This window comes from Streptomyces sp. CG4 (assembly GCF_041080655.1).
GTDB lineage: Bacteria > Actinomycetota > Actinomycetes > Streptomycetales > Streptomycetaceae > Streptomyces.
In genome coordinates this window covers 124,996-137,429 of record NZ_CP163525.1, presented here as the reverse complement: position 1 = coordinate 137,429, position 12,434 = coordinate 124,996, and the positions used below count along the sequence as shown (strand labels likewise).

General features: G+C 68.4%; 9 protein-coding genes and 4 pseudogenes. 6 read left to right on the top strand and 7 right to left on the bottom strand.

Translation table 11 applies throughout. The features are described 5' to 3' along the window. Window positions 1-47: 47 nt before the first annotated feature. The 5 genes and pseudogenes from AB5L52_RS00700 to AB5L52_RS00680 all read right to left on the bottom strand — a co-directional run. A complete protein-coding gene (locus AB5L52_RS00700; RefSeq protein ID WP_369362230.1) occupies window positions 48-1,433 on the bottom strand; it encodes a reverse transcriptase domain-containing protein in 1,386 nt (461 codons plus the stop codon). Window positions 1,434-1,440: 7 nt separating this feature from the next. Beyond that, window positions 1,441-4,173, bottom strand: a complete 2,733-nt coding sequence (locus AB5L52_RS00695; protein WP_369362229.1) for a recombinase family protein — start codon at window positions 4,171-4,173, stop codon at window positions 1,441-1,443. 130 nt (window positions 4,174-4,303) lie between these two features. Beyond that, window positions 4,304-4,552 (bottom strand): DUF5372 family protein, encoded by a 249-nt coding sequence (locus AB5L52_RS00690; RefSeq protein ID WP_369362228.1) that lies wholly within the window; start codon window positions 4,550-4,552, stop codon window positions 4,304-4,306. A gap of 37 nt (window positions 4,553-4,589) precedes the next feature. Further along, entirely contained in the window at window positions 4,590-5,024 is a 435-nt protein-coding gene (locus AB5L52_RS00685; RefSeq protein WP_351579170.1) for a reverse transcriptase N-terminal domain-containing protein, read from the bottom strand. A gap of 680 nt (window positions 5,025-5,704) precedes the next feature. After that, window positions 5,705-6,559: pseudogene (locus AB5L52_RS00680) on the bottom strand (transposase); the annotation flags it as partial. A gap of 122 nt (window positions 6,560-6,681) precedes the next feature. Between AB5L52_RS00680 and AB5L52_RS00675 the strand changes: the two are divergent. Then, a pseudogene (locus AB5L52_RS00675) lies at window positions 6,682-6,933 on the top strand (integrase core domain-containing protein); the annotation flags it as partial. Window positions 6,934-6,960: 27 nt separating this feature from the next. Then, on the top strand, window positions 6,961-7,332 hold the full coding sequence (locus tag AB5L52_RS00670) for a hypothetical protein (RefSeq protein WP_369362227.1): 372 nt from the start codon (window positions 6,961-6,963) through the stop codon (window positions 7,330-7,332). A gap of 321 nt (window positions 7,333-7,653) precedes the next feature. Here AB5L52_RS00670 and AB5L52_RS00665 read toward each other — a convergent pair whose 3' ends face one another. Continuing rightward, window positions 7,654-7,941, bottom strand: a complete 288-nt coding sequence (locus AB5L52_RS00665; RefSeq protein ID WP_351577434.1) for a hypothetical protein — start codon at window positions 7,939-7,941, stop codon at window positions 7,654-7,656. 175 nt (window positions 7,942-8,116) lie between these two features. Between AB5L52_RS00665 and AB5L52_RS00660 the strand changes: the two are divergent. The 3 genes and pseudogenes from AB5L52_RS00660 to AB5L52_RS00650 all read left to right on the top strand — a co-directional run. After that, a pseudogene (locus AB5L52_RS00660) lies at window positions 8,117-8,770 on the top strand (transposase); the annotation flags it as partial. A gap of 58 nt (window positions 8,771-8,828) precedes the next feature. Next, on the top strand, window positions 8,829-9,287 hold the full coding sequence (locus AB5L52_RS00655; RefSeq protein ID WP_369362226.1) for an ATP-binding protein: 459 nt from the start codon (window positions 8,829-8,831) through the stop codon (window positions 9,285-9,287). 619 nt (window positions 9,288-9,906) lie between these two features. Then, window positions 9,907-10,584, top strand: a complete 678-nt coding sequence (locus AB5L52_RS00650; RefSeq protein ID WP_351577428.1) for a GPP34 family phosphoprotein — start codon at window positions 9,907-9,909, stop codon at window positions 10,582-10,584. 521 nt (window positions 10,585-11,105) lie between these two features. Here AB5L52_RS00650 and AB5L52_RS00645 read toward each other — a convergent pair. Then, window positions 11,106-11,421: pseudogene (locus tag AB5L52_RS00645) on the bottom strand (transposase family protein); the annotation flags it as partial. A 168-nt stretch (window positions 11,422-11,589) separates the two neighbouring features. Here AB5L52_RS00645 and AB5L52_RS00640 point away from each other — a divergent pair. Continuing rightward, window positions 11,590-12,339 carry a TetR/AcrR family transcriptional regulator gene (locus AB5L52_RS00640; RefSeq protein ID WP_369362225.1) on the top strand — a complete coding sequence of 250 codons (750 nt, stop codon included), beginning with the start codon at window positions 11,590-11,592 and terminating at the stop codon, window positions 12,337-12,339. The last annotated feature ends 95 nt before the right edge of the window (window positions 12,340-12,434 follow it).

Here is a 12,434-nt window from a genome sequence, read left to right as displayed (position 1 = left end):
TCCCCGCCCCCTCAGAACCGTGCAAGCAGCTGTTCACCGCACACGGCTCAAGCAAGCCCCGAGGGCTTGCGGTCAGGAGAAGGTGCGAGGTTTGTCGGATCGGCGGCTCCATTCCGCCGTTGACAGTGGGTGTGGAGGAGACGGATTCGCTGATCGTCCGGCGAGCCCCCGCCCGGGAATGCGACGTACTGCTTGGAGATCGCCTTCCTGAGGACGGCCCGCCATGCTTCCCAGTCCTGTGGGCCTCGCGGCGGGTGGTCAGCGTGCAGCAAGAGTCCTCCACAGATCGGGCAGCGACCTTGTTGTGCCTGGAGCAGGCGCACGGTCATGCCGTCGACCGGCGGGGGTGGTCCTTTGCGACGCCGCTCGGCCCAGTACGACTCCAGCGCCGGGGCGTCCGGGGACGCCCTGCCCTTGACCAACTGGTGCCGGACGATCTTCGTCCAGGAGAACTTGAGGAGATAGGCGCCGCTGATGCGGTCGCCGAACACCCACCGGTCCTTCCTGGCCTTGTTGAACCGGCCGAAGTACTTGTCGGATATCCAGTGCTTCGGCTTGTTCGGGTGGCTGTGTTTGGCCCACTTGTAAGCGAGCTTCCACATGTGATTGTCCAGCGCGGTGAAGACCTCGCTGGACACCACCGTCCGGTAGTAGGCCGACCAGCCCCGCACGATCGGGTTGATCTTCTTGAGTACCGCACCCGCGTTGGCCCCTCGCAGGGCCAGCATCTCGGTGCTCAGCCGTTCCCGGATCCGTCGTTGGGCCGCTGTGCTCGGCTTGATCAGCAGCTTGCCGTGATAGCGGCGGACGTTGAACCCCAGGAAGTCGAACCCGCTTTCCGCGTGGACGATGCGTGTCTTGTCCTCGTGGAAGGCGAGCCCCCTGGGCGTCAGCCATGCGGCCAGCCGTTCCTTGACCTGTTCGGCCTGCTCACGGCTGGTGCACATCGCGACAAAATCATCTGCGTATCTCACCAGCACCGGGCTTCCGCTCTGCGCACTTCCAGCGTCTCGGCCGGTCGTGTAGTAGCGGACTCCTGCGGCTTCCTCCATCCCGTGCAGAGCCACGTTGAAGAGCAGCGGGCTGATCACTCCGCCCTGCGGAGTTCCCGCCTCGGTCGGGGCGAACCGGCCTCGGTCCACGGCCCCGGCCTTCAGCCACTGCCGGACCAGTCCCCGGGCGGGGAAAGTGCCGAGCGCAGCCATGAGCCGGTCGTGGTCGATACGGTCGAACGCCGCCGTCAGATCCGCGTCGAGTACCCACACACGTTGCGGGTTCTTCCCGTTGAGCGTGGAGTAGATGGCCCCGATCGCGTCGTGACAGCCGCGGCCGGGCCGGAAGCCGTACGACTTCGGCTCGAACCGCGCTTCCCACTCGGGTTCCAGCGCGCTCAGTGCCGAGGCTTGCAGGCACCGGTCGACGATCACGGGCATGGTGGCTTCATACTGCCCCTCCTGCTGTACTCGTTCGGGATTGGGGGGTGAATTTCGTGCATTTCAGGGCGCGTTGGCGGCAGGCCGCCTCGACGCCGGCGGTCCAGGGGATGCCGACCCGGCCGTTGGCGGTTCGATGGGCGGTGAGGTCGCCGCAGTAGATCCAGTGATAGATGGTGCCGGGCCGGATGCCGAGCCGCGCGGCGGCGTCCTGGACGCTGATCTCGCCGCGGGCGGCGACGTCGGCGGGCAGCGGGTGACTGCCGGGACCGGTAGGGCCGGGATGTTTGAGCCGGGTCAGCTGTGTGCGGAGATCGGCTTCGACTGTGGTGTTCCAGGGGATCGCGACGCGTCCGTTGCCGCGGTGCCTGGCCGCAAGTCGTCCGGCCTTGACCTGGTAGGCGATCGCAGCGGGGAGTACTCCCAGGCGGGCTGCCACCTGCTGGATGCTTAACTCGGCGTCGGCCGTGTCGCTGGCCGGCAGCGGACGGCTGCCGACCCCGCGGGCAGCGAACTGTTCCGGGTGTGCGAGCCAGATTCGGCAGCAGGTCTCGACGTGTGCGTCCCAGGGGATGCACCAGCGGCCGTCCGGACCCTTGCGCGCGGTGAGCCGGCCGATGCGGATCCAGTAGTAGAGGACATGGCAGTTCACGCCCAGGCGGTCGGCAGTCCGTTGGATGGTGAGTTCATCGGGTTGCATCCCGTGCGGGAGGCTCTCTCGTGGGACGAGGTGGCCGGAGGCATCGATCTGGCGGCGGCAGTCGGCCTCGACCTGCTGGTTCCATGGGATGCACCATCGTCCGGAGGCATCTTTGCGGCCCGTCAGGCGGTCATGGGTGAGCCAGTAGTAGACGGCATTCGCGGTGATCCCGAGGATTTTCGCGGCCTCGTCGACGCCGATCTCCCCGTCGCCGAACGGCGACGAGGAGGGGATCTTGTAGGTGTAGCGGATCCACTTGACGGCCGTGACGGTGTAGGGCTGGCCGGTGCCGGTGGTCAGCCCGGCCCGGGCGAGCTCGGCGGTGATCTCGGTGTTGCTGTGGCTGGGGCTGAGCCGGGCGATCAACTCCCGTGCCGCAGCTGGGGTCTTGCGGTTCTGGGCGGACGTGTGTGGGCGGCGGATGTCGAGGATGTCGGTGGCGCCGGTGTGCCAGCGCACCCCGATCCGGGCCCGGGTGCGGTCCGTCTCAGGCAGCAGCGTGATGTCCGAGATCATGGTCCGCAGCAGCCGCTTGCGGTCCCGGTCCTTGGTCGTGGCAGCCCACCACAGCCCGGGCAGATCAGCAGCGAGCGCCCGCAGCCCGTCGCGGTCCGGCAGTGCCGGCCGGGCCTCGCGGACCTGGGCAAGCGCGGCCTCTGCCTCGGTTAGAGCGGCCAGCCGGGCCTCCCAACGGGACTCCAGTGTGCGGGCGACCAGCCGGTTCTCCGGCTCGACCGCGTTGAAGGCGCGCTCGGCGCGCTGGGCATCGAACCGGGCCCGCTCCACCGCCAGTTCGGCTGCCCGATGAGAGCGGCCGTGGCGGACGGTGACCTCGTCGGCGGCGGCCAGGGCCCGCTCGATCTGCCCCGGGGACAGGGCACTCAGCAGCAGCCGGGCCACCGGCTCGTCGACCGCGTCGGCCCGGATCGAACGGCAGGTCGCGGTGGCCTCGTGGTCGGCGCGGGACGACGAACATCCATAAGCCGCCTGCTGATGCTCGTAATAGCGCGTGGTCATGGGCCGTCCGCACGAGCCGCAGAACATGATCCCCTGACACAAGGCCAGCCCCTCGCGCGGCGGGCGGGCCCCGTCGTGCGTGCAGTTCGCCTTGAGCTTCGCCTCGATGGCCAGGTAGTCGGCCCAGCCGATGTAGCCCTCGTGGTGATCGTGCAGCACGATCGGCCACTCCTCACGGGGCCGCAGCACGATCCCGGTGTTCACGCTGCCGTCCGGGCGGACGGTGCGCCGGGTGACGTACCGGCCATAAACATAGGTGCCCGCATAGCTCGGATTGCGCAGCACCCCCAGCACCCGAGAGTGCGTGAGCTTGCCCCAGCGCAGCTGACCGGCCCAGATGCCACCGTAGGCGCGCAACGGAAAACGCCGCCCGACGAACTCGCCGACCACCTTGAACGCCGAGCCCTGCTCCTGGAACACGGCGAACACGTCCGCGATCGCGGCCTGCACCTCCTGGTCCGGGTCGAGCACACACATGCCCTCGTCGTCGTAGACATAGCCGACCGGCAACGGGAACCGCAGCTCGCCCCGCTCGGCCGCGGCCCGCTTCGCTCCGTGCAGCCGGCCGGCGAGGATGTGCAGCTCCGCCTCTGACATGCTGCCCTTCAGCCCGAGCAGGAGGCGGTCGTTGATGTCCGCGAGATCGTAGACGCCGTCGGCGTCGACCAGCAGCGCGTTGGTGAGGCGGGCCAGCTCCAGCAGGCGGGCGAAGTCCGCCGAGGACCGGGCCAGCCGACTCACCTCCAGCCCGAAGACCGCCCCCACCTCGCCCAGGCAGACCTGCGCGACCAGGTCCCGAAACCCCAGGCGTTCCGTCCCGAACTTCGCCGAGCGGCCCAGGTCCGCGTCGATGACGAGCACGTCCTCACGGGCCCACCCCAGCTCCACGGCCCTCTCCACCAGGTCGTACTGACGCAGCGTGGACTCGGTGTTGTCGCGGACCTGCACATACGTCGACTGCCGAAGGTAGACCGCCGCCGTCCTCGACCGGTGCGACGCCGTGATCTTCGACAGCCCGTTCACGGCCGCCACCCAGCGCCGACTCGGCCATGTTGGCCAGCACCATCACCTGCTCGCACAACGCACCCACCTGCGGCATCAGCCCTCGCCCCTGGCCTCACCGAGGCCCGCGACCGGCCCATCCCCGCCGCCTTCACGATGCCCCGCCCACCACTCGCTCACCCCGGCGGAGGAGCGCATCCGCCAGCTCCCGTGCAGCACACAGCTGTTCAACCGAGAGCCGGTGGTCCAACGGCACCTCCCCACGATCCGTCCACGCCTGCGGCAGCGTCACGGTCCGGGCCACCCCGTACGCACACACGAACACCAGCGCACCACCCCGGCGCTTGGCGTAAAGAATCTCCAGACGCTCACCCGCCATCGCGTGGAACGGATGCGTCACCGTCACAAAACCCAAAGACGGCCTGGACGATCGGGCACTATGCCGTGACCGTCGGAATCCCGAGGCCGCGCTTCTTCGTGGTCCCCGGTTTGGGGATGAACACCCGCTTGACGGGCTTGGGGATCCACGGTCGGGCTCGGTGCTGGACCCAGTCGGCCAGCATGGCCTTGGACGGGGACATAAGCACCACCTTCCCGTCGGCTCCCGCCGTCGCGCGTCCCGCGTTGATCTCCGTGACCCGCCGCACGCTCAGGAGCGTGTTCGACCGGGACCGGAGCATCAGCTTCTGCAAGCTGCGGACCTTCTTCAGGTCCCCTGCCTGCGACGCCGTGAAGATCCTCTGCCGCAGACGCCGTACGTCCTCCTCGACCCGACGCCAGTCGACCGACGCCCAGTCCAGGTCTTCGTCCTCGGGTCCGTTCACCGTCACGGCGGACGGAACGGGCACAGCCGCTCCGTCCGTGTCCGTCATGGCGTCCAACTTGTCCCTCGGTTCCGTCGTCTTTGTCCAGTGAGTCCGCACAGGCTCACCTGGCCCACGTCAGCACCCTTTCGGGTCCGGGCAGACACCCGTATCCGGACGGTTATGCGGGGCGACCGGCGGAGAGGCTGGTCATGCTGCCCCGGGTTCCCGTTTCCTTTCGGCTTCCGGCATTGGCTTCTTGGGCCATCCTGTTCCCGCTGGGGAGTTGAGCCTTCCTCTCGGTCAGCCGACCGGGCCGCGAAGGACCGGACCCCAACGGGGTTTCCACGTTCCACACGAATGAGATGCGACCGGGGTGGGTGCTCCCTTAACCCCGAGGCGGCGGTGTCCACCTGGCCGGAGTGACCTATGCCGGCCAGCGCCTGCCGCTTCTCAGCGGCCAGCCATGCACCCCGCTGGAACCTTCCATCGGCGGGGCTTGGGATCACGAGGCATCATCGGGAGTTCACTTGCGTTCACCCGTCCGGTCTTCCCCTTGCCGGTAACTCCCGGATGGAACAGGAGTCCTTGGGCTTTCCCCTGAGCTTCGCACCACGCCGTTACCGGCATCGCACGTCAAGGGCGGGGACGGGTCATACGGACACGGACCCGTGACTGCACCTACAGCTTCATCAACTGCCTCTCCAATCGGTCAGTCCACTCGTATTCGTGCGGCTTCGTGTCGCACGGTCACCTTCCCAGTGTCCGGGCACCGCACGGTCGGCTGCTTCAGCAGGCCGCTGGCTGATCAATACCTCCGCGGTGACGTGACCGCCCGGCTTGTTGCGGGCCCTCGCCCGTGGGACACGCAAGGCGCGGCCGGTGCGAAGGCAGGCTACGCGCTCACGTTTGAGGCCGCCGCGGCTCTCGACATAAAGGGCCTGGTAGATCGCTTCGTGGCTGATCCGCATGGACTCGTCCTCGGGAAAATCGATCTTCAGTCGGGCAGAGATCTGCTCCGGGCTCCAGGCATTCGCCCACCGGCGATCATTACGATGCGGCTCGTTGCGCCCCTTCCACTCGGGCACCTGCGGACCGGGGTACGCCCCACCGTCCGGGCCTCGGATCACGCCCAGCAAGCGGTCCTGGACATACTTCCGCAGCCGCTCATTCGCGGCCAGCTTCGCCTCCTTGGGGCGCCGTGCCACGAGGTCGGCCTTCCACAGCGCGACCGAGGCCCGGTACTCCAGTCTGCCGCCGCGGGTGGCCGCGTTGCGCCGCAGTTCCCGGGAGATCGTCGATGGTGACCGGCCCAGCCGTCCGGCGATCTCCCGTACCCCGGCGCCCTGCACGCGCAGCAGAGCGATCTCCTCCCGTTCGGCGAACGAGAGATAACGGCCCGAGACGGTCAGGCTGATCTGCGGCATCCCGCCAGCGTGTCGGAACCACCGCGTTCCCACCGCTGGCGCGGCTCCGACAGCGACCGCCGCATCCTCACTTGTCAGGCCCTTGGCGATCTCGCCCCAGAACAGCCGCTCGATCTCGCGCCGAGTCGAGGGCCGCCCCGGAGACTTCATCGGTGACCGCCCCGTCAACTCCGCCATCCAACCCGCTGGTCGTCCCACAACTCACCCTCTGATCAGGAGTGTTGCTACGACTGGTTGAACTCGGTCAATACACGTCGTTCCGCCTGGCCGAACACCTCGATGCCGCCCGGATCGCGGCCTCCATCGGCTCGGTCGGCGATGCGTATGACAACGCCCTTATGGAGTCGACGATCGGCCTGTACAAGACCGAGGTCATCAAACCGCAGAGGCCGTGGAAGACGCTCTCACACGTCGAACTCGCCACCGCCGAGTGGGTCGACTGGTACAATCACCGTCGGCTCCACGGTGAGATAGGGCACATACCACCCGCCGAATACGAAGCCAACTACTACCGAGCAACCACGAAACCCCAGCTCACAGCCACCAACTGAGATCTCTACCGAACCCGGGGCGGTTCAATGCCGCTGATGCATGTGTTGTTGGTGTGTACGAGTCCGGAGCTTGCGGCCGACGTGGAGGAGCTGGCGGGACGGGAAGATTTTGAGCAGGCCATGTTCTTGTCGGGACGGTCCATGGGGATCGTGCTGGATTTGTATGACATGGCGGTCACGCATGCAGAGAAATGTGACTACGTGCATGCGGCCCGGATCGTGCAGCGTTCTCGTCCGGGGATGGGGTTGCAGGAGGCGGTCGACGTACGTTTGGCGTTGTTCTCCGAATACGAGGAGGAGATGGGGCGGTTGGTGGACCAGGTTGCGGTGACGCACCCGGAGGTGGCGCAAGCGATGCGGGAGGTTCAGGGGGCTCGGTGGCGTGGTTGGGGAAGATGAGGGGCCGGCGGTACCTGGAGAGGTGAGGAGGAGCTGGTGGCATCACGATCCGGGTGCAGGGTCGCCGACTGGTGACGGCCGCAAAAACAACGGATATCGCTGACGTGGGACGATGCCGCCCGGAGTGCGGTGTGATCCGAGTACCGGAAGTGCTCCGTCTCAGCTTCAGCCTTGGGACTGGTGAGCTCGCCTATTCAACTGTCGCCAGATCTCCCAAGGGCTCCCGGTGTACTCGCGGGAAAACAACGGACTAGCCCCTGGTCTGCGGGTACTCTCCGTTCTCCCTTAGCTTGTTCGTTATGCTCTGAGACTTCGTCGGGGTCAACAGCGCACACGAGCGGTATCGCCATCAATACGGACGATGCACTCCTTGAACAGAGCCATGGGTTCGCCGTCGTCTTCGGGGACCAGCGTCAGTCCGAGGTCCGTGATGGGCTTGATGACTTGCGCGGTCCGGCTTCCGTCGGCATCTGGGCCGTGCACGGCTGCCCAGCGTTCGAACCGCGTGCGGACTGCCTCCCATCCGGGGCCGGGGGTAAAGCGGCACAGGAACGTCGGCTGATCAGTTGCGTAGTGTCGTAGTTCGCCGATCTGGCTGTCGCCCTGCATGCGCCACCATCTGCCCCTCACCGCTGCCCCTTCAGTCGCGACCTCAGTTGGCCGCGCGAGCCCTGTCGAGTCGAATCGTCTCCCTAGGTGGGAATTCATCAGACACATGGGCGGCCTTCGTCCGATTCTGTGCTCCGGCCAAGGAACGCACCGAACCACCACGAAGGCCGTAGGGATGAGCCTGCAGCAACTTGACGCCCGGCGGGAAGCGTTCGCGGAAGCGTCACGCTCTCGGGACGACTTCTTCGACTGCATGCCCACGCGCGGGGACACACTGTTCGAGCTGACCGACGTGTTGCTGTGCGCGGACGGGCCGGTGGCCACACCGGTGGACCTCACTTTGACGGCCGAGTACTGGCGTGGGCACGGCGCGATGTACGACGCACTGAACAGCGGGAACGTCGATGTGCCGTCGTTGCGGCAGGTGCTGGCTGGGCTGCCGCAGCCCGAGGCCGCCGACGGGAGCCTGGCCCTGGCGGTGGACGTCAGCCACTGGCTCCGGCCGGACGCGCCGACCGGTGCGGACCGCCCGTTTTGCCATGTCTACGACCGCAGTGGACGCTCATCGGACCAGTTCGTACCCAGCTGGCCCAATTCGTCCGTCGCCGCGCTGGAGCCGGGCCGGACCTCGTGGTGCCAGATCCTGGACGCGCTGCGGCTGAGGTCGGCCGATGATGTCGCCGAGGTCACCGAGGCCCAGGTCCGCCGTGTGGTCGAGGACCTCATCGACATGGGGCGGTGGCAGCAGGCGCACGGGGCGGGGCCTGCTTGGTGTTCGGATCGGTGTCGATCGGATCGGTGTCGAGTGGACCGGCAACCGAGCGGCTCCGCCGGTTCCTCCCACCCTCGAGGGGGCCGGCGGGCACCGAGACGACGAAGAGACGACGATGACCACGACGACTTCCCCCAGAACCCCCGCGCTGCAACCCCTGACGGGTCCGGTGCCCGGGTATGCGCAGACGCTGCCGCTCTACACGTCGTCGGTGGCCGTGGCGCGGATGAGCGTGTGCACGACGCTGGCCTGTTGGGGCCTGGAGAGCATGACGGATGATGTCGTGCTCGTTGTCTCGGAGCTGGTGACGAACGCGGTGCAGCACGCGCGTCCGGTGTGCCCGCAGCCAGATGAGCCGGGCAGGTGCCGTCTGACGCTGGAGTGCCCCGAGCAAGGCACGGTGTGGGTGTCGGTCGCGGACCCGTCAGGGCGCCGTATCGCACGCCGGAAACCGGTCGAGGGCGCCGAGTCGGGCCGTGGGCTGGCGGTGGTGGATGCCCCGGCGTCCCGCTGGCTGGTGCAGCCGTCCCGCACCGGCGAAACGGTCTGGGCCGAGCTGCGAGCCGACGCATGAACGGCCGCCATCGCGCACCGGCGGCCGACGGCCGCACTGCCGGGACCTCGTTTCGCGGTGCCGTCGGAATCGGCCTGGCCCTGGTGGGGGCACAGGTGTCGACGGCCGCTCGCGTAGGCGCCGTTCCGGCCGGCGCCGAGCGGCCGGACTTGCCCGCGGCGGATTCCGCCACCGCGATGCCGGAGCCGCCCGCGCCGTACCTGGACCGTACGGAACCTGGCCGCATCTCGACGGGCCGCTGCGGCGGGGCGCGGCGTCGGGGCATGGCGGAACTCCATATGCACAAGGGGCGGGTTGTGGCGACGGGGACCGGCCGGGCGGTGGTCAGCTCCTGGGTAGCGGTTTGTGGGCGGAGAAGACGTAGCGGCCCGGGGGCGTGGTCGGCCTGGCGGGTGTGCGCCTCGTTGCCGAGGCAGGACGGTCGACGCCTGACCGTCCAACTCGTTCCGCAGTCAGGGCAACTGGCGTCATGCCGGCTTGCACCGCCTCGGCTCGCAGTGGGGGACAGGTGCGTGACGCCGAGGAGACGGCCCATCGGCTTGTAACGCTGCGTCACAGGGTCTCAACAAGTGGGTCAGAGCCGCTCTTTACGGCTGCCGTCATCGTGCAGGATGGGCCCATGGCTGGTCTGCTGACGCTGCCCGAGGAATTCGCTCTGCTCTCACTCGCCGAGACCGGAAAGGTGATCGACTCCGGCCAGGCCGAGGTTGGCTGCGCGGTGGCTGAACTCGGCGAGCTCGCGCTGCGCGGCAAGCTGGCGGTCCGCACGCGCAAGTTCACCGTGTTCGGGCTTGACGCGTATCGCCCGTACCGGGCCGAGATCGAGCTGGTCAACGCCGACTCCACCGGCCTGGCCTGGGTTGATGAACTGCTGGCTGAACTGGCGCACGCGGGCGAGGTGGTGGTGCCCTACAAGTGGGTGCGGCGGCGGCGTATCGCGTTCCTGCAGCATCGCGGCGCGCTGGTCGGGCGCGGTCTGATCCGGCGCGTGCCGGGCAGGGGGCTGGCGCGGCGGGAGCGGTACTACCCGGACCCGACGGTGCGGCAAGGGTTGATCAACGCGGTGCGCCTGGCCAAAGCCGGAGAGCATCGGCTGGACGAGCACATGATGTTTCTTTCCGACATGGTGACCGCAAGCCGGCTGAGCAGGGACCTCGGGGGTTCGTGGCCCAAGCGGCACATACTGGACCGAGCTCGCGGGACCGGGGCAGTGGAGTTCGTGCCCGAGTCGCTCCGGGACACCAGCGCCGTGCTCGCCGCGTTGGTGCCCAAGCGGTCGCGCAACCAGGGTGGCTAGTGCGTTGGCCGTGAAGGTGCGCCGGGCGGGTTGATCATGCTGCCGCGGGGTGGGGCGGCCCCAGCGGTACTGGGCAGTGACCGCCTGAGCCGCTGCGCCAGGCCAATGGGGGTGCACTGCCGCACCGGCAGGCGGCGACGCGCGACGGCGGCCCGCTCAGCGGGCGGGCCTGCGTCGATCGCCGGGACGACCGGCTACATGTTGCCGAAGCGGGACGGTGACGACGTGCATTCTGGTGCCGTGCTCGGCCGCAAGCACACGAAGCCGGGCGGCGACCGCCTCCTTGGCCTCGACGCCCTTCCGCGGGCCGGCCATGATGGAATTCCACCGCCGGCAGAAACGACCTGTCCGCCCCTCCACCCGCTTGCCGGGCCGCCCCGAACACCGACGGGCCTCCCGATTGCCAGGGAACCCCCAGGGAGCGCTGTGCATCGTGAAGTTGCTGGTCACGGGTCTGGTGTGCGCGGGGTTCGGGATGCTTGTGCTGGTTGCGGGCGGATGACTTCGCTGAAGATCGTCGGTCAGCGGGTGACTTCGCGGTTTGTCAGTACCAGCAGGGCCCTCACCAGGGCGGTCGCCCACTTCGGATCGGTGCGTGCTTTGCTGAGAACGCGCCAGTTCTTCAGGTGCGCGAAGCCGTACTCGACCGGGCCCGTACTGCTGCAAGGGCCTGGTTGGCCTGCTTCTGGCCGCGGATCAAGAGCCGGTTCCGGGCGGCCTTGTAGCCACTGAGCACTGCCGGTCGGCGTCGGGCCCGCTGTCGTCGAGTCCGATGAATCCCAGGTCGGCGATGGCTCCGAGGCCGGCCGCCCGCAGCTTCGCGGTGAGCCGGTCGTGTGTCGCTGGCGTCGGCCATGCCGCAAGGTCGTCGACGGTCGGGACGCGCGACGGCTGGTGGTGGCCCAGCGCGTGATGCGGGATCCCGTCACGGTTCGTCTCCTCAACTCGGCGCCAGAGCCAGGCTCGATACAGCATGTATTAAATACGTGCTGTATCGTCCCAGGCGTGGCCTCATCGAAGAACCGCACGTCAACGACGACCGGCACCGGTCCGGCGAAGCACACCGAACCGGCGGCGACGGGCGAACCCGGAACGCCGGAGCGCGCCGTCGCGCAGCGCGCCGCCCCCGAGCGCCCACCAAGGCGGCGGGCACACACCCGGGAGCGGCTGCTCGATGCCGCAGACCGGGTGCTGGTCGAGCGCGGATACGCACAGACCACCATCGAGGACGTGTGCGCCGCAGCCGGGTACACCAGGGGTGCCTTCTACTCCAGCTTCGGGAGCAAGCAGGACCTCGTGCTCGCGCTCTTCGACCGCCATTCCGCGCGCCGGCTCAACCGGTTGGAGAGCCTGCTGCGCGATGCGACACCTGGCTCGGCCCGCCGTATGGCCCGCAAACTCCTCACGATCGACCCCGCCGAGCGCGGCTGGATCCTGCTCTTCCTGGAGTTCCGGCTCGACGCGGCCCGCAGCCCGCAGCTCAGCGCAAATCTCCAGGTGCACGACCGGGCCGTCACCGACGCCCTCGCCCTGCTCCTCGAGCAGGCACGGCCCGGGACCCCTGGTCGTGACAGCGTCGCGGTGCGGAACCTCGCGAGCTTCCTGCTCGCGGCCTGCGAAGGCGTGCTCGCCCGTACCGCACCCGAGGGGCCCGAGAGCAAGGAGGCGCTGAACGCCGCCGTCGACATCCTCGCGACGATGCTGCCCACGCTGCTGCCCGGCCTGGAGCACGAGGACGCAACCCCGGCGCCCTGAGCGCACCGCACCAAACTTCACTGACTTCCCGTCACCCCCTTCGGCAAGGCCTGTTGTGCCGAAGGCTCTCCCGGCATGTTCTCCGACGAGCGGAA